17 protein-coding genes are annotated in these 18,472 nt (G+C 66.9%); 12 read left to right on the top strand and 5 right to left on the bottom strand.

Features of this window, described 5'->3' with window-relative positions:
- Nucleotides 1-29 precede the first annotated feature (29 nt).
- The 6 genes from G467_RS0101170 (at nt 30) to fdhD (ending at nt 8,627) form a co-directional block, all read left to right on the top strand.
- On the top strand, nt 30-941 hold the full coding sequence (locus tag G467_RS0101170; RefSeq protein ID WP_022967906.1) for a cation diffusion facilitator family transporter: 912 nt from the start codon (nt 30-32) through the stop codon (nt 939-941).
- A gap of 84 nt (nt 942-1,025) precedes the next feature.
- The gene (locus G467_RS17250; RefSeq protein WP_022967905.1) at nt 1,026-3,578 is read left to right on the top strand and encodes a diguanylate cyclase domain-containing protein; all 2,553 of its coding nucleotides are present in this window, start codon (nt 1,026-1,028) and stop codon (nt 3,576-3,578) included.
- Between the two features lie 37 nt (nt 3,579-3,615).
- Complete coding sequence (locus tag G467_RS0101160; RefSeq protein ID WP_022967904.1) at nt 3,616-5,262, top strand: isovaleryl-CoA dehydrogenase; 1,647 nt, start codon at nt 3,616-3,618, stop codon at nt 5,260-5,262.
- An 82-nt stretch (nt 5,263-5,344) separates the two neighbouring features.
- Complete coding sequence (locus tag G467_RS0101155) at nt 5,345-7,603, top strand: FdhF/YdeP family oxidoreductase (RefSeq protein ID WP_022967903.1); 2,259 nt, start codon at nt 5,345-5,347, stop codon at nt 7,601-7,603.
- A complete protein-coding gene (locus G467_RS14945; RefSeq protein ID WP_022967902.1) occupies nt 7,600-7,839 on the top strand; it encodes a hypothetical protein in 240 nt (79 codons plus the stop codon). Before G467_RS0101155 ends, G467_RS14945 begins: the two co-directional genes overlap by 4 nt.
- A complete protein-coding gene (fdhD, locus tag G467_RS0101150; RefSeq protein ID WP_022967901.1) occupies nt 7,836-8,627 on the top strand; it encodes a formate dehydrogenase accessory sulfurtransferase FdhD in 792 nt (263 codons plus the stop codon). Before G467_RS14945 ends, fdhD begins: the two co-directional genes overlap by 4 nt.
- On the opposite strand, the gene G467_RS0101145 is transcribed toward fdhD, so the two are convergent.
- Nucleotides 8,624-9,343 carry a 2OG-Fe dioxygenase family protein gene (locus G467_RS0101145; protein ID WP_022967900.1) on the bottom strand — a complete coding sequence of 240 codons (720 nt, stop codon included), beginning with the start codon at nt 9,341-9,343 and terminating at the stop codon, nt 8,624-8,626. The two genes, fdhD and G467_RS0101145, sit on opposite strands and share 4 nt — an antisense overlap.
- A gap of 103 nt (nt 9,344-9,446) precedes the next feature.
- On the opposite strand from G467_RS0101145, the gene G467_RS0101140 reads away from it, so the two are divergent.
- Both G467_RS0101140 and G467_RS0101135 read left to right on the top strand, forming a co-directional pair.
- On the top strand, nt 9,447-10,958 hold the full coding sequence (locus tag G467_RS0101140) for a M14 family metallopeptidase (RefSeq protein ID WP_022967899.1): 1,512 nt from the start codon (nt 9,447-9,449) through the stop codon (nt 10,956-10,958).
- 11 nt (nt 10,959-10,969) lie between these two features.
- Nucleotides 10,970-12,154: a benzoate/H(+) symporter BenE family transporter gene (locus G467_RS0101135; protein WP_022967898.1), complete on the top strand. Its 1,185-nt coding sequence runs from the start codon at nt 10,970-10,972 to the stop codon at nt 12,152-12,154.
- Nucleotides 12,155-12,160: 6 nt separating this feature from the next.
- Here G467_RS0101135 and G467_RS14940 read toward each other — a convergent pair whose 3' ends face one another.
- Nucleotides 12,161-13,096 (bottom strand): alpha/beta hydrolase fold domain-containing protein, encoded by a 936-nt coding sequence (locus G467_RS14940; RefSeq protein ID WP_022967897.1) that lies wholly within the window; start codon nt 13,094-13,096, stop codon nt 12,161-12,163.
- A gap of 65 nt (nt 13,097-13,161) precedes the next feature.
- Nucleotides 13,162-14,220, bottom strand: a complete 1,059-nt coding sequence (locus tag G467_RS0101125) for a polysaccharide deacetylase family protein (protein WP_022967896.1) — start codon at nt 14,218-14,220, stop codon at nt 13,162-13,164.
- 218 nt (nt 14,221-14,438) lie between these two features.
- Here G467_RS0101125 and G467_RS0101120 point away from each other — a divergent pair, with 218 nt between their 5' ends.
- A complete protein-coding gene (locus tag G467_RS0101120; protein ID WP_022967895.1) occupies nt 14,439-15,170 on the top strand; it encodes a hypothetical protein in 732 nt (243 codons plus the stop codon).
- 62 nt (nt 15,171-15,232) lie between these two features.
- Here G467_RS0101120 and G467_RS0101115 read toward each other — a convergent pair whose 3' ends face one another.
- The gene (locus tag G467_RS0101115; protein ID WP_022967894.1) at nt 15,233-15,631 is read right to left on the bottom strand and encodes a VOC family protein; all 399 of its coding nucleotides are present in this window, start codon (nt 15,629-15,631) and stop codon (nt 15,233-15,235) included.
- 3 nt (nt 15,632-15,634) lie between these two features.
- The gene (locus G467_RS0101110; RefSeq protein ID WP_022967893.1) at nt 15,635-16,480 is read right to left on the bottom strand and encodes a 23S rRNA (adenine(2030)-N(6))-methyltransferase RlmJ; all 846 of its coding nucleotides are present in this window, start codon (nt 16,478-16,480) and stop codon (nt 15,635-15,637) included.
- Nucleotides 16,481-16,558: 78 nt separating this feature from the next.
- Between G467_RS0101110 and G467_RS0101105 the strand changes: the two genes are divergently transcribed.
- The 3 genes from G467_RS0101105 to G467_RS0101095 are packed head-to-tail and all read left to right on the top strand — an operon-like array spanning nt 16,559 to nt 18,469.
- Complete coding sequence (locus G467_RS0101105) at nt 16,559-16,963, top strand: ketosteroid isomerase-related protein (protein ID WP_022967892.1); 405 nt, start codon at nt 16,559-16,561, stop codon at nt 16,961-16,963.
- Between the two features lie 10 nt (nt 16,964-16,973).
- A complete protein-coding gene (locus G467_RS0101100) occupies nt 16,974-17,585 on the top strand; it encodes a GNAT family N-acetyltransferase (RefSeq protein WP_022967891.1) in 612 nt (203 codons plus the stop codon).
- Nucleotides 17,585-18,469: a carbon-nitrogen hydrolase family protein gene (locus G467_RS0101095; RefSeq protein WP_022967890.1), complete on the top strand. Its 885-nt coding sequence runs from the start codon at nt 17,585-17,587 to the stop codon at nt 18,467-18,469. The genes G467_RS0101100 and G467_RS0101095 overlap by 1 nt, the downstream gene beginning before the upstream one ends.
- Nucleotides 18,470-18,472 lie beyond the last annotated feature (3 nt).

The following is an 18,472-nucleotide window of genomic DNA, read 5'->3' as shown; positions in this document are numbered from 1 at the left end:
CAGAAACAACGCGACCCAGGTAGCTTCGAATGGCCGGCAAAGGCGACTCCGTCAAGACCATCTTCTACGCCCTGGGCGCGAATTTCGCCATTTTCGTCGCCAAGGCGGTGGCCGCGTGGATCACCGGCTCCAGCGCGATGCTTGCCGAGGCGGTGCACTCGCTCGCCGACTGCGGCAATCAGGGCCTGCTGTTGCTCGGCATCAAGCGCGCGAAACGTCCGCCCTCACCCGACTATCCGCTGGGTTACGGCAAGGAGATCTATTTCTGGTCCTTCCTCGTTGCGCTGATGCTGTTTTCGGTCGGCGGCGTGTTCTCGCTGTACGAGGGCTGGCACAAACTGCATTCGAGCGAGCCGCTGAGCTACCCCTGGATCGCGGTCGGCGTGCTGACGTTCGGCATCATCGCCGAGGCCGTGTCCATGCGCGCCTGCCTGGTGGAAGTGAACAAGGCGCGCGGCACGCAGAGCCTGTGGCGCTGGTTCCGGGAAAGCCGGCAGGCCGAGCTGGTGGTGATTTTCGGCGAGGATCTGGCCGCCTTGTTCGGCCTGGTGTTCGCGCTGGCCGCCGTTGTGCTGACCATGATCACGGGCAACCCGGTCTTCGATGCGATCGGCACCCTGGGCATCGGCATCCTGCTGGTGGTGGTGGCGGTGTTCGTCGCCGTCGAAGTCAAGGCGATGCTGATCGGCCAGAGCGTCGAGCCCGTCACTCGGGAGGCCATTCGCGCCTTCCTGCAGCAACGGCCGGAGGTCAAGAGCCTCTTCAGCCTGATCACCCTGCAGATGGGCAACGACATCATGGTCGCCGTGCAGGCCGAGATGGCCAATCCCGACCTGAGCACGGCCGAGACGATCGCCCTGATGAATGCCACCGAGGCCGCGCTCAAGGCGCAATTCCCCGACGTGAAGTGGTGCTTCTTTGAGCCTGACGACTCCGATTGAGTCGAACCCGCCGCAACGGGTGACATTCACGGCCTGCATTCGCTAGGCTGGCACCGCCCCCGTAGGGTCGTTTCGAGGATGGCAATGCCCCGACCGCTCCGGTCCTGCCGCGTCGCATGCTGGGTTCTGGTCTTCGGACTGGGCGGGGCGCTCGCTCCCCTCACGCTGGCAGCCAGTCCCGAAACCGCGACACGCCTGGCCGAGGGTTCGGACGTGCCCCGACATGCGCTCGAGGCGCGCGCGCTCATCGAGCCCGAAGCCGTGCTGCAGGAGCTGCCGGCGGAAATCGCCCAGGCGAAGGAACGAAACGATTCGCGCGAGCTGGCCTTGCTCTACCTGGCCCAGGCCAACGCCTGTCGCGTCGTCGCCAACTGGAGCTGCCAACGCGATGCCGGCGCCGAAGCCCATCGCGTGGCCCTGATTGCACGGCAGCCGATTCTGGTCGTGCGCGGGCTCATCGCCGAAAGCCGCGCGAGCATTGCGATGCAGGACTTCACGCGCGGCGAACAGCTGCTCGGCGATGCGCAGGTCGTGCTGAAGACGACGCCGTCGCCGGAACTGTCGTCCGATGTGTACCTGGCCTATTCCTCGTTGAGCTATTCGCTGGGCAAGCATGCGCTGGCCGCGCAATACGCCGACCGCGGCCTGGCCGTGCTCAAGCCCGGGCAGGCGCTGCCGATGCAGGTGCGTCTGCTGCGCAATCGATCGCGCGCGGAGTCCCAATTGGGCCTGACCGATGTCGGCAAGCGCACGCTGGCGCAGGCGCAGACGCTCGCCGAGCGCGTCGACGACCCCAAGCTCAGTGCCGAGCTGTATTTGGAATGGGCGCGTCAGGCGCACCTGAACGGCGACGTGGCCGGGCAGAAGGCCAGCGGCGAGAAAATCCTGAAAATGGCCGACCGACTGAAGAATTCGCAGCTCGTGGGTCTGGGGCACGAGGTGCTGGGCGTGGCGGCCGGCGACGCCGGCGACCTGGCCGAGGCCGAACGCGAACTGCGCATCGCGCAACGTTCCTTCCGCTCGCTGAACCAGGGCCGCGACGAATTGCGCGTGCTGCGCGAGCTCGTCGGCACGATGCTCGGCAATGGCAGTGGCCGTCGCGAAATCGATCCGGCGATGGTGCAGCGTTTCCTCGAACTCGAACAGCAACTCGACCAGGCCGAACGTGCGCAGGCCTCGGACGATTTCGATGCCCGCCTCAAGTATGCCGAGCGCGAGGTCGAACTCGTGCGCTTGAAAGGCGAGGCGCTGCTGGCGCAGGAGCGCGCGAAAGCGCTGACGCGCGGCAACCAGTTGACCTGGTGGCTGATCATGCTCGGTGCCGCGATGGTCGTGGTGCTCGCCGTGTTCCTGGTGTTGCAGCGGCGCTCCAACCGGCGCCTGGGCGAAAGCGAGCAGCGCTATCGCGTGCTTGCCGACAATTCCAGCGACATGGTCGTGCGCATGCGGCCCGATGGTCGCCGCCTGTACGTCTCGCCCTCGGCTAAGACCATGCTCGGACGCGAGCCGGCGGAGCTCATGGAGCCGCGCTGGGATCTCGTGCATCCGGATGATCGCGCCACGCTGGTGGACGCGATCCGTCAGCTGACCGAGCAGGGCGGCACGCGCTCGGTGACCTATCGCGCCCAGCATGCCGATGGCCACTATGTCTGGATCGAGGCGCTGGCCCGGTCCGTGCCGGCCGCCGTGACCGGCGGCGCGCCTGAAATCATCTATTCGGGGCGCAACATCAGTGCGCGCGTGCGCACCGAGCAGGCCCTGGCCGCAAACCAGAAGATGCTGCGTGCGATCACCGACAATATTCCGGCCCTGATCGCCTATATCGACACCGATGAGCGCTACGGCTTCGCCAATGCCCTATATGCCAACGTGTTCGGCATGAAACCCGAGGACATGATCGGGCACACGGTGCGCGAGACGGTCGGCGATGCCCTGTATTCCGGCGTGCGCAAGCACGCGGCCGCCGCCTTGCGCGGCGAACGCGAGACCTTCGAGGGCCACGGCCTGGTCGGCGGCCAGCAGTATCACTACCAGGCCAACTACGTTCCCGACATCGACGCCGACGGCAAGGTGCACGGATTCTTCGCGCTGACCTTCGACATCACCAAGCTCAAGCTCGCGGAGATCGAGCTGGAGAAGCTCGCGCGCTTCGACAGCCTCACCGGCATCGCGAACCGCCGCCAGTTCGACGAGCGCCTGTCCAGCGTGCTCGCACGCAGCCAGCGTCATCACACGCCGGTGGTGCTGTTGTACGTCGACATCGATCATTTCAAGAGCATCAACGACAGCTACGGCCATTCCGTCGGCGACGGCGTCATGCGCCAGTTCGCGACACGACTGAAAGCTTGCGTGCGCGACGGCGACCTGGTGGCGCGACTGGGCGGCGACGAATTCGCCGTGCTCATCGACGACGCGCCCTCGCCGGAAGTCGGCGACGTGATCGCGAGCAAGCTGATGCTGGCGATGCAGGCGCCGATGCGTGTCGAAGGCGTGTCGCTGGATGTCGGCGCCAGCGTCGGCATCGCGTTCTACTGGGATACACCGGACGCCGAATCCCTGATGGCCGCCGCCGACGAAGCCCTGTATTCGGCGAAAGCCGCAGGACGCCGTACTTTCCGCCTGGTCGAGCGCGACTGACGCCGGCGGCTGCTACACGATTTTCCGGAGCCAGGCCGTGACCGTCAGCGATCGCTTCCGCACCCACGAGGTCGACAACCAGCCGCCTGCGCTGACGCCTTACGACGCCTATGCGACCGATCTGCCCTTGCGCGAGGCGCTGGCACGCGAAGGCGGCGGCTGGGCCGAACCGGAGGTCGCGGCCTACGGCCCCCTCGTCGGCGGCGAGATGATGGAGCTCGGCCGCCTGGCGAATGCGAACCGACCGGTCTTCAAGCCCTTCGACCGCTACGGCCATCGTCTCGACGAAGTGGAATTTCATCCGGCCTACCATCGCCTGATGAGCCTGGGCGTCGGTCACGGCGTGCCCAACTTCGCCTGGCGTCACGCCGAGTCGCCCGGCGCGCATGTCGCACGCGCGGCGCTGATGTTCCTGCACAACCAGGCCGACCAGGGCACGAGCTGCCCGCTGACGATGACCTATGCCTGCGTGCCGGCGCTGAACCACGCGCCGGCGCTCGCGGCGGACTGGTTGCCGCGCATCACCGCACGCGACTACGACGCGCGTCACGTGTCCGCGGGCGAAAAGGCCGGCAATACCGTCGGCATGGGCATGACCGAGAAGCAGGGTGGCTCTGATGTGCGCAGCAACCGCACGCAGGCGCTGTCGGCGGGCACCGGGCAGTACGAACTGGTCGGGCACAAATGGTTTTTCTCCGCGCCGATGTGCGACGCCTTCCTCGTGCTCGCGCAGACCCAGGCGGGCCTCTCGTGTTTCCTGTTGCCGCGTTTTTCCACCGACGGCAGCCGCAACGCCATCCGTATCCAGCGTTTGAAGGACAAGCTGGGCGATCACAGCAATGCCAGTGCGGAGGTCGAATTCCACGGCGCGCAGGCCTTCCTGGTGGGCGAGGAGGGACGCGGAGTCGCCACGATCCTGCAGATGGTGGCGTTGACGCGCCAGGATTGCCTGATCGGCTCCGCCAGCCTGATGCGTCAGGCCTTGGTGCAGGCCGTGCATCATGCGCGGCATCGGCGCGCGTTCGGCAAGCCCCTGTCCGAGCAACCGCTGATGCGGCAAGTGCTCGCCGATCTGGCCCTGGAATCGGAAGCGGCGACTGCGTTGACCTTCCGGGTCGCGCGCGCCGTCGATGCGAGCGCGCGCGATCCGCAGGAAGCCGCGCTCGCGCGCATCGTCACGGCGCTGGGAAAATACTGGGTCTGCAAGCGTGCGCCGGTCTTCGTCAACGAAGCCCAGGAGTGTCTGGGCGGGGCCGGCTATGTCGAAGAGTCGAACCTGCCTCGGCTCTATCGGCAGGCGCCGTTGAATTCGATCTGGGAAGGCAGCGGCAATATCCAGTGTCTGGACGTGCTGCGCGCTCTACAACGCGAGCCGGCGAGTTGCGAGGCGTTCTTCGCCGAACTCGACGCCGCGCGCGGTGCGCACGCGCTCCTTGACGCCGAAGTATCGCGATTGCGCACCTGGCTCGCCGGCGATCCGGCCGGATTGGAAGCGCAATCGCGCTGGCTGGTCGAGCGCATGGCCCTGGCGCTGCAGGCATCGATCCTGCTGCGCGCCGGCCAGGAGGCGATCGCGGCGTGTTTCTGCGAAACCCGACTGGGTCCGGCACATGGTCTGGCTTTCGGCACGCTGCCGGCCGGCGCGCCGGTGCAGTACCTACTCGATCGCGCGCTCGCGATGTAGACGCAGCGTCGGTCGCGGCGCGTGCGGCATCAGGCGCGCATCGCGGCTTGCCACGCCTGCGCCGAAGTCTTAGCCTGCGCGCATGTCCAAACGCATCAGCAAGTACACGGGACCGGCGGGTGGTTGGGATGCGCTGACGAGTTCGTTCCGGCATCTGCGCGAGCAGGGCATCGTCGGTCGCGGCGCAGCGACGATGCTGCAGGCCAATCAGCCGCAAGGGTTCGACTGCCCCGGCTGCGCCTGGCCCGACAAGAACCCGCACTCGACCTTCGAATTCTGCGAAAACGGCGTCAAGGCCGTGGCGGCCGAGGGCACGCGGCGTCGGGTCACGCGCGAATTTTTCGCCGAGCATTCGGTGTCCGCGCTGGCGCGCCAGGATGATTATTTTCTCGAAGGGCAGGGCCGTCTCACCGAGCCGATGTTTTACGAAGGCGAGGACGACCACTACCGGCCCGTGAGCTGGGACGAGGCTTTCGCGATCGTCGCCCGCCATCTGCAGGCCTTGCCCGATCCCGATCAGGCCTTGTTCTACACCTCGGGCCGTACCTCGAACGAAGCGGCCTTCCTGTATCAGTTGTTCGTGCGCGAGTTCGGCACCAACAACCTGCCCGATTGTTCGAACATGTGCCACGAGCCCTCGGGTGTGGCGATGACCGAACAGATCGGCGTCGGCAAGGGCACGGTGGTGCTGGAGGATTTCGAGCAGGCGGAAGCGATCTTCGTGTTCGGACAGAACCCCGGCACCAATCATCCGCGCATGCTCGGCGAACTGCGCGAGGCGGCGCGGCGCGGTTGCCGGATCGTCGTGTTCAATCCCTTGCGCGAACGCGGGCTCGAACGCTTCGCCGACCCCAAGAATCCGGGCGACATGCTCACCGGCGGCGGCACGCCGATCGCTACGCATTACTACCAGTTGCGCACCGGCGGCGATCTCGCGGCCGTCAAGGGCATGATCAAGGCAGTGATCGCGTCCGGCGCGCTGGACAGCGATTTCATCGCCGAACACACCGAGGGATTCGAGGCGGTGCGGGCCGATGCGCTCGCCGAGGACTGGTCGCTGATCGAAACCGAGTCGGGTTTGTCGCGCGCGCAGATCGAAGAAGCCGCCGGGGTCTATGCCGCATCGAAGGCCACGATCCTGTGCTGGGCGATGGGCATCACCCAGCATCGCCATGCCGTGGCGACGATCCAGACCTTGATGAATTTTCTCCTGCTGCGCGGCAATCTCGGCAAGCCCGGCGCCGGCGCGTGTCCGGTGCGCGGGCATTCCAATGTGCAGGGCGACCGCACGATGGGCATCTACGAGCAGCCGTCGGCGGCGTTTCTGGACCGGCTGGGCGCGGCCTTCGATTTTTCGCCGCCGCGCAAACCCGGCCACGACGTGGTCGGCGCGATCGACGCGATGCTGCGCGGGCAGTGCCAGGTCTTTTTCGCGATGGGCGGCAACTTCGCCGCCGCTTCGCCCGACACCGAGCGTACGGCCCAGGCCTTGCGCCGCTGTGCACTGACGGCGCATGTCGCCACCAAGCTCAACCGCTCGCATCTCGTGCACGGGCGCCAGGCCCTGATCCTGCCGTGCCTGGGGCGCACCGAGATCGATCTGCAGGCCGCAGGTCCGCAGGGTGTGACGGTCGAGGATTCGATGAGCCAGGTGCATGTCTCGGCAGGCATGAATCCGCCCGCCTCCGAGCACCTGCTCAGCGAACCGGCGATCGTCGCGCGCTTGGCCGAAGCGACCCTGCGCCAGAGCAAGACGCGCTGGCGCTGGCTGGTCGAGGACTACGACCGCATTCGCGACAAGATCGCAGAGGTCATCGAGGGCTTCGCGGATTTCAATGCGCGGGTGCATCGTCCGGGCGGGTTCTATCTGGGCAACGCCGCGCGCGAGCGGCGCTGGACGCAGGCCGGCGGGCGCGCGCGTTTCTTCGCGCATCCGGTGCCGCGTCGCCATGACGACTCGGCGCTGCTCACGCTCATGACCATCCGCAGCCACGATCAATACAACACGACGATCTATGGGCTCGAGGATCGTTATCGCGGCGTGTCCGGCGAGCGGCGGGTCTGCTTCATCAGCCGGATGGATCTGCAGCGACTGGGCTTCGCGGCCGGCGACTGGGTCGATCTGATTTCGGTCTGGCATGACGGCGAGCGCGTCGCCAAGCGTTTCCTGCTGGTGGAATACGATATTCCGCCCGGCTGTCTCGCGGCCTACTACCCCGAAACCAATCCCCTCGTGCCGCTCGACAGCGTCGCCGAGCGCGCCGGCACACCGGCATCGAAGTCGATTCCCGTGCGCTTGCAGGCGTCGCGAAACATCGACCTGCGGTTGCAGTCGCCGTGATCGAAGCCCGGCTTGCCGCGGTGCTGCGCTTCGTCGCCGAGCACGAACCGGCGTCGCTGGCGAAAGTCGCCCGGCAACTGACGCTGTCGCAAAGCGAGCTGCTGCGCCTGCTGGCAATCCTTGGCGACGACGTCGCCGTCGGGGGCTTGGGACTGGTCGAGATCGAGGACGCGGGTTCGCGCCGCTTGCTGCGACCCAGCCCACGCGGCCGTGCCTGGCTGGCGGAACACGCATGAGCATCGAGATCAGCCATCGCGTGTCCGCGCTTCGCCTCGACGGCGAGACCCTGTCGCGCCAGACCGAAGTGCTGGCCGAGGAAGTGCCGGTCGCGCTCGTCTACAACGGCCTCTCGCACGCGGTCATGATGGCGACGCCGGCGGATCTCGAGGATTTCGCGGTCGGCTTTTCGGTGACCGAGGACATCGTCGGCGGCGCCGACGAAATCCGCCTGATCGAGCGCATCGAAACGCCTCAAGGGTTGTCGCTGGAGATGCTGATTCCGCAGGCGCGCTTCGAGGCCCTGGAGGCGCGCAGCCGCAATCTGACCGGACGCACCGGCTGCGGACTGTGCGGAGCCGGCACGCTGGCGGCGGCGATCCGGCCGGTGCGGCAGGTGTCTGCGACAGCGCAGCTGGATCCTTCGCGATTGCTGGCCGCATTCGCGGAACTCGAAACCCGGCAGCCACTCAATCGCGAAACCGGCGCAGTGCATGCGGCCGCGATTCTCGACCAACACGGGCAGTTGCATGTGCGCGAGGACGTCGGTCGCCACAATGCGCTCGACAAGGTCGCGGGGCACGTGCTCCGGCAAGGGTTGTCGGCACGGGCGCTGCTGGTGACCTCTCGCGCGAGCTACGAAATCGTGCACAAGGCGGCGCAGATCGATTGCCCGCTGGTCGCGGCGATTTCGGCGCCGACCGCGCTGGCCGTGCGCCTGGCGACGGAGGCCGGCGTGAGCCTGATCGGATTTGCGCGCGACCAGCGACTGACGCGCTACACCGGCACCGATGTCGCGCCGGCCTAGGCGCGACGGAAGGTCACGACCAGGACATCGCGATACGCGGGCAGGGCGGGATCGAGCGGCTCGACCGGCGTGACGCCGTGATGCACGCGATTATCGTCGACCAGCGCGGCATCGAAAGGCGCAGTCAAGGTGAAGCTGTGCGTGAAGCCGCCTTGTTTCGTGCCGATCAGGGTCGTACCGCTGGCGATGTTGATGCGCTGGACGAGCAGGACGAGCACATAGTCGACGCCGTCGCGGTGCATGCCTTCCGGTGTCGGCTGGCCGGGCTCGCCGGGACGCGCTTCGATGCGGAACTGATGCACTTCGACCTGCCAACGGGCAACGGCCGGTGCGAGGCCGCCGAACAAGGCATGGCAATACGCGAGGATGGTTCTCAGGCTGGCGCCGTCCCCGATGGCGTCCGCGATGGGTTCGAACCAGCGCTCGATGCCGCCGTTGAGCGGGTTGTAGTCCAGACCCTGGTAATGCGGCTGATGCGCTGCGCGCCGGACGGTGCCATCGGCGCCGGCAACGAAAACGGCGTGGCGTCGACGACGGTAGCGGCCGTGGTCGGCCATGTATTCGTCGAGACCCAGGTCATTCCAGCTCGCGGTGAACGCGCTCCAGTCGGACAGGGCGCCGGTCGCGGCAAGCCGTTCGCGCATCGTCGTCGCGGGCACGAAGGCGTGGCCTTCGTGGGCAAGCTGCGCAGCAATGGACGTGTCGGAAGTCGTCATGGCTCATTTTAGCGGGAGCGCGGACGTCCACGCACGGTCGCCCGTGCTGTCGGGGCAGGCAGTCCAGTCCGCTAGAATCCGCAGGTCACCCCGGAGACCGCCGATGCCCCTGCCTGCCGCCACGCCACCGCTGACCCGCGCCGAAAGCAGCGACTACACCTATACCTCGCGCCATGCCGATGTCGTCGCCTTCGTCGAGGCCTTGCGCGCACTGGGCGATCCGCGTCTGCATATCGCCGATTTCGGCACGACACCCGAAGGTCGATCGCTGCCCTTGCTGGTGCTGTCGGCGCACGGACATTTCACGCCGGCCGCCGCGCACGCCTCGGGCTTGCCCGTGGTGTTGGTGATCAACGGCATCCATGCCGGCGAAGTCGAAGGCAAGGAAGCGAGCCTGATGCTGGTGCGCGACATCCTCGCCGGCCACCACGGCGACCTGCTCGAGCGCATGACCCTGGTCGTCGTTCCGCTGTTCAATGCTGACGGCAACGACCGCATCAGCCCCGAGAACCGTCGTCTGGACATCACCAAGTTCAGCGGCCAGCTCGGCCCGGATTCCGGCGTGGGCACGCGCGTGAATGCCGCGGGCATCAATCTCAATCGCGACTACATGCGTCACGAAGGCGCGGAGATGCGCCTGCTGCAGACCGGCGTCTGCCACGTCTGGAACGCGCACCTGGTGATCGACTGCCACGCGACCAATGGTTCGATCCACCGTTTCGCGCTGACCTACGACATTCCGCATACGGTGCTCAGCGGCCGCCCCGAGCCGATCGCGTACATGCGCGAGACCCTCCTGCCGGCGGTGACGGCCGCGGTCAAATCGCGCGAAGGTCTGGACACGTCCTACTACGGCAACTTCCAGCGCGACGAAGGCGGGCAGGGCACCGGCTGGATCACCTACACGCACCATCCGCGTTTCGGCGGCAACTATCGCGGCCTGACCAACCGACTCGACCTGCTGCTGGAGACCTATGCCTACATCAGCTTCGCCGAGCGTGTACTGGTGACCTATGCCTTCCTGCGCGAGACCTTGGCCCATGTCGCCGCGCACGGCCAGCAGATCGTCGCCTTGCTGGCGACCTGCACGCAGCCGCGCGAAGACATCGCCGTGCGTTACCGGCTGGAAGCGTTCGCCGATCGCGAGATCGAAGTGCTCACGCGCGAGCCGTACACGCTGCAGGGCGGTCCGATCAGCGTGAAGGTGCCGTACATCGGGAATTTCGTCGGCGAGCAGATCGTGCGGCGCCCTTTGGCCTATGCGGTGCCGCCGGCGATTGCCGCGCATCTCGCGCGGCATGGGCTGCGTGTGGAAACGCCGACGGTCGCACCGGCCCTCGATGCCGAGATCGCGATCGTGCGCGGCGTGGCGAGCATCGCCGGTCGCGACATTCTCGAAGCCGATGCGGCGACGAACCTCGAGGCTGACTATCGCGCCGAGCGTCGTCCCTTGCCGCCAGGCTGGTCCCTGGTGCGCACCGACCAGCAATACGGCGCGATCGCGGTCTACCTGTGCGAGGCCGGCAGCGATGATGGCTTGCTGGCTTGCGGGCTCGTGTCCGATCCGGCGCCGGGCAGCGAATTCCCGGCGTGGCGGGTGCACGGTATCGGATGAAGGAACGAGGCATGTCGCTGCGCAAGGATTTTTCCGTGTCGGCTCTCGTCGCCGGCTTCGTCACGGTGCTCGTCGGTTTCACCAGTTCGGCGGTCATCGTTTTCCAGGGTGCGCAGGCAGTCGGCGCGAACCCAGCCGAGATCGCCTCGTGGATGTGGGCGCTGGGCTGGGGCATGGGGCTGACCTGCATCGGTCTGTCCCTGCGCTATCGCATGCCGGTGGTCACGGCCTGGTCGACACCCGGTGCGGCGATGCTGATCACCGGCGCGGCCGGCGCCTCGCTGCCCGAGGCGATCGGCGCCTTCGTGGTTTCCGCCGTGCTTATCACGATCGCGGGCTTCAGCGGCCTGTTCGAGCGGCTCATCGATCGCATTCCCGCTGCGATCGGCGCCGGCATGCTCGCGGGGGTGCTGTTGCGTTTCGGCATGGACGCCTTCGTCGCGATGAAGACGCAGTTCGGCATGGCCTTGCCGATGTTCGTGGCCTATCTGCTGATGCGACGCCTGTCGCCGCGTTACGCGGTGCTGCTGACGCTGGCGCTTGGCATGACGATCGCCGCCGCGCAGGGCTTGCTGCGTTTCGAAGGGTTGACCCTGGATTTCGCGCGACCGATCTGGACGACGCCGGCGTTCTCCGTGTCGACGATCATCGGCATCGCGGTGCCGCTGTTCGTCGTGACGATGGCGTCGCAGAACGTACCGGGCGTGACGGTGCAACGTGCCTCCGGGTTTGCCGTGCCGATTTCGCCGACCATTGGCTGGACCGGGGTCGCGACCTTGCTGCTGGCACCGTTCGGCGCATACGCGCTGAATCTCGCGGCGATCACCGCCGCGATCTGCACGGGCCGGGAAGCGCACGAGGATCCGGGCAAGCGCTACGTCGCGGCGGTGTTCGCCGGGGTTTTCTACTGCCTGGTCGGCGTATTCGGCGCTACCGTCGCGGCGGTGTTCGCGGCCTTTCCGAAAGAGTTGATCGCCGTCATCGCCGGTCTGGCCTTGCTGGGCACGATCGGCAACGGACTGGCGACGGCGCTGGCGCGCGAATCCGAACGCGAGTCGGCGATCATCACCTTCCTGGTGACGGCCTCGGGTGTGAGTCTGTTCGGCATCGGCTCGGCGTTTTGGGGGTTGGTCGCCGGCATTCTGGCCTTGCTCGTGCTTCGACCGCGCCCGCCAACGGCGCAGGCGCCGAATTAGCGGCGCCTAGCGGGACGCGCGATCGCCCAGTCGTTGGGCGAGCCCGGGATCGAGCGAGGCCATGAAGTTTTCCACCGCATCGGTGTAGCCGCCCGGCTCGCCGAGGTCGGCATTGATCTGAGCATGCGTGCGGTCCTGCGGTAGCAGGGCGGCGCGGGCGCCCAGGCCGTTCGATTTGTCGACATAGGCCTGCGCCTGCGTGCAGGGCTGGTCGCGGCGCTGGCTCGAACACACGGCCAGCAGCGGCGTGGCGCCGCGCGCGAGCATTTGCATCGGCGAGGCCTGTTGCCAACGCGCCGGATCCGCGCCGAAGGCCTGGTCGTAGAACGGCAGGTGACGCCGGTTCATCACAGCGACGATGTCGATCGCCGCGCTGTCGAGCGACACGGTGCCCAGCCATCGGCGCGCGCCCAGGGCGCTTGCTCTTGCCGGCGCGGCAGCGAGCAGGGCGACGAGATGCGCGCCGGCCGAATGTCCCATCAGCACGAACTGGTCGCGATCGCCGCCCCAGGACGCCGCCTGCGCCTGCGCGAAAGCGAGCGCGCGGGCGACGTCGTCGGCCTGCTGCAAGGCATCCTGCGCAGGCAGCATGCGGTAGTTGATCGACACGAAAATGAAACCGCGCGGCAGCCAGCGCGCGACCTTGTTCTGCACGACGTTCGCCGCGCCTTTGTCGCCCACGCGCCAGGCACCGCCATGCACCATGAAAATGACCGGCGCGTTCTTCGCACCGGCGGGCAGATAGACGTCCATGACCTGGGCCGGATCGCTGCCATAGGCGAGGTTGCGCTGGATGCGGGCGCCAGCGGGTAGCTCGATGGTTGTTTCACTGCCCGTGTTGCCACGTGCCTGGCCCAGACGCGCGCCCAAGGGACGCGCCGTCGCGCCAAGAACGATCAGCGACAACAGCAAGCCGGTCAGCAGCGGGGGCGGAAAGCGCATGGGGTCTCTCTCATCGGGCATTGGTCCCTTCAACGCCCGATCGCCGGTTCCGTTGACAGCAAAACCTATTCCGAATCCACGCCCGCCAGTTCCATGACCCAGGGGGCGACTTTCGGCTCGCCGGCGAAAAATTCCTTCGGCTTCTTCTCGCCGATCGCCCACCGGTGGATCCAGCTAGGGCCCCATTTGCCGGTGTAGGCATCGGCGCGCCGGTAGGCCGGATCGGCGACGGCTTCCTCCAGCGTGACGAAACGGTAGCCGCGCGCGCGGATCGCGGCGATCAGCTCGGCATAGGTATCGGCATTGAGCTCATTGGCATGCATGAGCAGGATCTGCGGCAGGTTGTAGCCGAGCAGGCCAATCGATTGCTGCTCGAAATAGTCGATCTTGGCGATCATGTACGGCACATAGTCGTGGCGAAGCCGCGCCAGCGTCTCTTCGCGCAGACCGTCCTGGATGCCGGGATTCGCCAGCGTCTTGCGATACGCGGCCGCCCAGACCCAGTCGGAGGTGTCGACGGTCACCGGTGCGATGCGATAGCCGTGCTCGGCGAGGAAAGCCTCCAGCGCGGCCTTGTCCTCGGGCGTGCGGCCGGCACGCAGATACGGATGACGGAACCAGCGCGGCGTCTTGTCGCGTTCGGCGAGCAGCGGGCGCAGGAAGATTTCGCCGTGCAGGATTTCGCCTTCGAACGCTTCCAGCCCGACCGCGTGCAGATCGTCGTGACCGTAGGTGTGGTTGCCCAGGTCCGCGCCCGCGTCCAGCCAGTCGCGCAGCATGTGCACGCGCGCGGTGTCCACGCGCGTGCCGGCGACGAGCTTGCCTTCGTTGACGAATCCGACGACCGGCACCTTCGCCTGTGCGAGCGCGGCCATCAGTCGGTCGTGATGCGCCGACAATTCCGCGGAAATGGACTTGCCTTCCGCGACGGGCCAGCTGCCGTCGTTGATCGTGGCCCAGGGCAGGTCGTCGATGGTGATGCTGATGCGGCGATCCACCGCCGCCGCTGTCGCCGGCTTGGTCGCGGTGGTGCCCGTGGCAGACGCGAGTGGCGTCAGCAGGAGGAGCAGCAGGCCCGCGCAGGCGAGCAGACGTTTTCCGGCAGGGCGAGAGGACAGGAACATGCGTCGGCGGTCTCCGCGATCATCGGGCTGGGGGCCGCACCCCTGCGGCGGGATCAGCCTAGCAGGCTTCGCCGACCGTGAAAGGCGTTAAGAAAACATTTGTCGGGGCCGTCCGTGTCCGCCGGGACGACATCGGCACGTTCGCTGCATTCGTGGCCGCCCTGAAGGCCACGTCGCGCGCCTATGGTGGCGCGCCTCATGACCCAGAGGAACTCTCGATGAAACGCAATCTTGCCACCCTTCTTTTGGCAACCGCCGCCAGCCTTGGCGTCGTGGGGCTTGGTTACGCCGCTGTCACCGACGAATCCGTCGGCGATGCCGATTCCTTCGGCCGTGTCGTGCATTGGATCGGCGTGGTGTCGACCGGCAGCGTCCTGCTGACCAGCGACTGCACGCCGGACCCGGATTTCCCGCTGGGCGTGGACGATCGCTGCCTCGTGGTTAATCCCGACGCCGTCGTCACTTCGTTCGACTATCCCGATCTGGGCCGCATCACCCTGCCGGCGAACAGCAGCAACAGCATGCTCTGCCATTGGGCGACGCCGATCATGACCTACACGTTCAACAATCCGACCGGCGTGCGCCAGAACGCGCGTTTCCTGGTGCGCGGCAAGTTCCGCATCGAGAGCCCGGTGCTGAACAACCCGGCCCTGATCGATCCGACCACCGAGCTTCCGTTCAATGGCGGCTTCGACGTCCTGCTTCCGACCTATCGCGACTACCGTTCGATCGAGCCGGGCCAGAATGCGACGCACACCATCCAGTACTCGCGCGATTGCATCTCGGGTCTGGTCAGCAAGCGCTCGCTCATCGAGACCTATGGTCTGACGCCGGCGCAGGCGAACAACTTCTTCAACCGCAAGATCACCATCCGAGCCGGCCTGACCGGTCAGACGAACATGGTGTCGAACGCGAGCATCATCTTCGGTACGCGCTTCCAGGGCGATTGATCGCCTGAGCTGGCGTGGCGCAGGCCGCGGCCGCCCCTTGGGTGGTCGCGGCCTCGCTGTTTTTAAGGGTCGGAAGCGAGTCGCAGAAGATCCCAGGCGTTGCCGTAGAGATCCTCGAAAACGGCGACGGTGCCGTAGGCCTCGGTGCGCGGGGCTTCGCGGAAATGCGCGCCCAGCGATTGCATGCGCGCGTAGTCGCCGGCGAAATCATCGGTATGCAGGAACAGGAACACGCGACCGCCGGCTTGATGCCCGATCGCGGCGGTTTGTTCCGGGCCCACGGCCTTCGCCAGCAGCAATCGCGTCTGTCCCGAGCCTTTCGGCGCGACCAGTACCCAGCGTTTGTCCTCGCCCAGCCGCGTGTCCTCGATCAGATCGAAGCCGAGCACCGTCGTGTACCAGGCGATCGCTTCATCGTAGTCACGCACGAGCAGGCTTAGCGCCGCGATGTTCCGGGCCATGGCTCAGGTTCCTTCGCGAATGATCCAGTCCAGGCGCGCGTTCGCATGCGCCTCGCCGAGCAGGCGCGAGAGCACGGGCAGCACCGGCGCCAGTTCGCTGTCGAGCTGGTAGGGCGGATTGACGATCAACATGCCGCTGCCATTCAGGCGCAGGGGCGAGTCGTCGGCACGCACCAGCAGTTCGACCGTGAACGCGGACTTGCAGGGCAGGTGGGCGACTTTACGGAAGAACGGATTGAGCGTCCGTCGCTGTTTGATCGGATACCACACCGCGAACATGCCGGTCGGCCAGCGCGCCAGACCTTCCTTGAGCGCGGTCAAGATCGTGCCGAACTCCGCTTCCTGGGCCTCGTAGGGCGGGTCGATCAGCACCAGGCCGCGTTTTTCCTTCGGCGGCAGCATCGCCTTCACTGCGCCGTAGCCGTCGCGTGCGTGCACGCCGACGCGGCTGTCGGTCTTGAACAGAGCCGCGAGTGCGCGCGCTTCCTCGGGCTGCAGCTCGCAGGCGGCCAGGCGGTCGCCGTCGCGCATCATTTGCGCCGCGAGCAGGGGCGAGCCGGGATAGTTGACCAGGGCACCGACCGGGTTGTCGGCCTGCACGCGCTTGAGATAGCGCTGCACCAGGGCCGGCAGGCCGTGCAGCACGAACAGGCGGAAGATGCCGCCGCGGGCCTCGCCGGTCTTGTCTGCATGCTCGCCCTGCAGCAGGTACTGGCCGCGACCGGCATGGGTGTCGAGGACGAAAAAAGGCGTGTCCTTGCGTTTGAGGGCCTCGAGCAGGGCGATCAGCACGATATGCTTGAGGACATCGGCGTGGTTGCCGGCATGGAAGGCGTGGCGGTAGTTCATCGGGTCAGGATATAGACTTGCCGCAGGCAGCGCCAAAGTTCTGCCATCCCTCGACCCGCGCCGGCCGGCAGGAGAGCCATGCAGGAAGCCATCGAACTCATCCAGCGCTACTACGCCGCGTTCAATCGCGGCGACTGGGAGGCCATGTTGGCCTGCCTGTCGGAGGACGTCGCGCACGACCTCAACCAGGGCGAGCGCGAAGTCGGTCGCGATGCGTTCCGCGCGTTCCTCGCGCGCATGGATCGCTGCTATGGCGAACAGCTCCGCCAGATCGTCGTGATGGCGACCGCCGATGGTCGCCGCGCTGCCGCGGAATACGTCGTGCACGGCAACTACAAGTTCGACGACGACGGCCTGCCGCCGGCACGCGGCCAGGAATACGTGCTGCCCGGCGGTGCATTCTTCGACCTCGTCGACGGGCGCATCGCGCGCGTCAGCAATTACTACAACCTGCAGGACTGGATCGATCAGGTCTCGGCCTGACCGGCACGCCATGACGACCGCACCGTCCCCGAAGATCCTCGTCCTGCGCGGTCAGGAGGTCGTCGCGCACCTGCACGAGGTGGCGGCGTTGCGCATCGCGGTATTCCGCGATTTTCCCTATCTTTACGACGGCGACGCACAGTTCGAGGAAAAATACCTCGCGGCGTACGCCGATTCGCCCGAAAGCGTCTTCGTGCTGGCGCGTGATGGCGATCGCGTGATCGGTGCCGCGACGGGCATTCCACTCGCGCAGGACAGCGAGGTGTTCCAGGCGCCGGTACAGGCGCGCGGCATTCCGGTGTCGGACGTGTTCTATTTCGGCGAGTCGGTGCTGCTGCCGGCTTATCGCGGCCTGGGTCTGGGCCACCGCTTCTTCGACGAACGCGAAGCACATGCACGGGCGCTGGGACGGTTCCTGTGGACCGGATTCGCCGCCGTCGACCGCCTGCCGAGCGACCCGCGGCAGCCAGCCGACTATCGCGGCAACGACGCGTTCTGGCACAAGCGCGGTTATGTCCGGCAACCGGGCATGACGATGCACCTGGCCTGGCGCGAAGTCGGCGAGAGCGAAGAGACCGAGAAGCCGCTGACGTTCTGGCTGCGTGCGCTGGAGCAGACCTGATGGACGTCGCCGTTGCGAAATATCCGATCGAGGCACCCGCCGACTTCCGCGCCTTCGCCGAGAAGCAGACCCGTCTGCTCGGCGATGCGAAAGCCCAGGGCGCACAACTGGCCGTCTTGCCCGAATACCTGGCGCTGGAACTCGCCGCAGGTTTCGGGCCGGCCGTACGCGCCGACCTGCATGCCTCGCTGGCGGCCCTGCAGCCCTTGCACGCGGCCTGGTGCGAACTGTTCGGCAATCTCGCGCAGCGTCTGCAGTTGCACGTGGTCGCGGGCAGTTTCCTGATCGAGCACGGCGAGGGACGCTATCGCAACCGGTCGTACTGGTTCACGCCCGAAGGTCGGACCGGGTTCCAGGAAAAACTTCAGCTCACCGGCTTCGAAAAACAGACCGGGGTCATCGATGGCGGCGACACACTGAAAGTGTTCGCACTGGGCGGGCGGCGGACGGCGATCGCCGTGTGCTACGACAGCGAGTTTCCGCTGCCGGTGCGGGCGCAGGCCGAAGCCGGTGCACGGCTGCTGGTCGTGCCCAGCTGCACCGACACCGCCGCCGGTGCGACGCGCGTGCGGGTGGGCTGTCTGGCGCGTGCGCTGGAAAACCGCTGCTTCGTCGCGCAGTCGGTGACGACGGGCGGCGTCGAATGGAGTCCGGCCTTGGACCTGAACACCGGCGAGGCGGCGATCTATGCGCCGATGGACCGCGGCCTGCCCGACGACGGCGTCCTTGCGCAGACGCAGGGCGACCAGGTCTGGGCGCTGGCGCACCTGGATTTCGACGCGCTCGATGCCAGTCGTTTGCAGGCCCAGGTCGCCAACGATCGCGACTGGCCCGGCCAGCGCGCGGCGGCGTTTGCGCGCGCCCGCGTCGAACCTCTGGACTGATCT

Origin of the sequence: Arenimonas oryziterrae DSM 21050 = YC6267, from assembly GCF_000420545.1 — a bacterium.
GTDB classification, from domain to species: Bacteria; Pseudomonadota; Gammaproteobacteria; order Xanthomonadales; family Xanthomonadaceae; genus Arenimonas; species Arenimonas oryziterrae.
This window is presented reverse-complemented; position numbering and strand designations above follow the sequence as displayed.

Excerpts from the sequence above, each read along its gene's own strand:
- G467_RS0101135 (WP_022967898.1), top strand. The coding sequence starts at position 10,970 with ATGTCGCTGCGCAAGGATTTTTCCGTGTCGGCTCTCGTCGCCGGCTTC.
- G467_RS0101140 (WP_022967899.1), top strand. The coding sequence starts at position 9,447 with ATGCCCCTGCCTGCCGCCACGCCACCGCTGACCCGCGCCGAAAGCAGC.
- G467_RS0101110 (WP_022967893.1), bottom strand. The coding sequence starts at position 16,480 with ATGAACTACCGCCACGCCTTCCATGCCGGCAACCACGCCGATGTCCTC.
- G467_RS0101120 (WP_022967895.1), top strand. The coding sequence starts at position 14,439 with ATGAAACGCAATCTTGCCACCCTTCTTTTGGCAACCGCCGCCAGCCTT.
- G467_RS14940 (WP_022967897.1), bottom strand. The coding sequence starts at position 13,096 with ATGCGCTTTCCGCCCCCGCTGCTGACCGGCTTGCTGTTGTCGCTGATC.
- fdhD (WP_022967901.1), top strand. The coding sequence starts at position 7,836 with ATGAGCATCGAGATCAGCCATCGCGTGTCCGCGCTTCGCCTCGACGGC.
- G467_RS0101100 (WP_022967891.1), top strand. The coding sequence starts at position 16,974 with ATGACGACCGCACCGTCCCCGAAGATCCTCGTCCTGCGCGGTCAGGAG.
- G467_RS0101145 (WP_022967900.1), bottom strand. The coding sequence starts at position 9,343 with ATGACGACTTCCGACACGTCCATTGCTGCGCAGCTTGCCCACGAAGGC.
- G467_RS0101170 (WP_022967906.1), top strand. The coding sequence starts at position 30 with ATGGCCGGCAAAGGCGACTCCGTCAAGACCATCTTCTACGCCCTGGGC.
- G467_RS0101105 (WP_022967892.1), top strand. The coding sequence starts at position 16,559 with ATGCAGGAAGCCATCGAACTCATCCAGCGCTACTACGCCGCGTTCAAT.
- G467_RS0101095 (WP_022967890.1), top strand. The coding sequence starts at position 17,585 with ATGGACGTCGCCGTTGCGAAATATCCGATCGAGGCACCCGCCGACTTC.
- G467_RS0101125 (WP_022967896.1), bottom strand. The coding sequence starts at position 14,220 with ATGTTCCTGTCCTCTCGCCCTGCCGGAAAACGTCTGCTCGCCTGCGCG.
- G467_RS17250 (WP_022967905.1), top strand. The coding sequence starts at position 1,026 with ATGCCCCGACCGCTCCGGTCCTGCCGCGTCGCATGCTGGGTTCTGGTC.
- G467_RS0101155 (WP_022967903.1), top strand. The coding sequence starts at position 5,345 with ATGTCCAAACGCATCAGCAAGTACACGGGACCGGCGGGTGGTTGGGAT.
- G467_RS0101115 (WP_022967894.1), bottom strand. The coding sequence starts at position 15,631 with ATGGCCCGGAACATCGCGGCGCTAAGCCTGCTCGTGCGTGACTACGAT.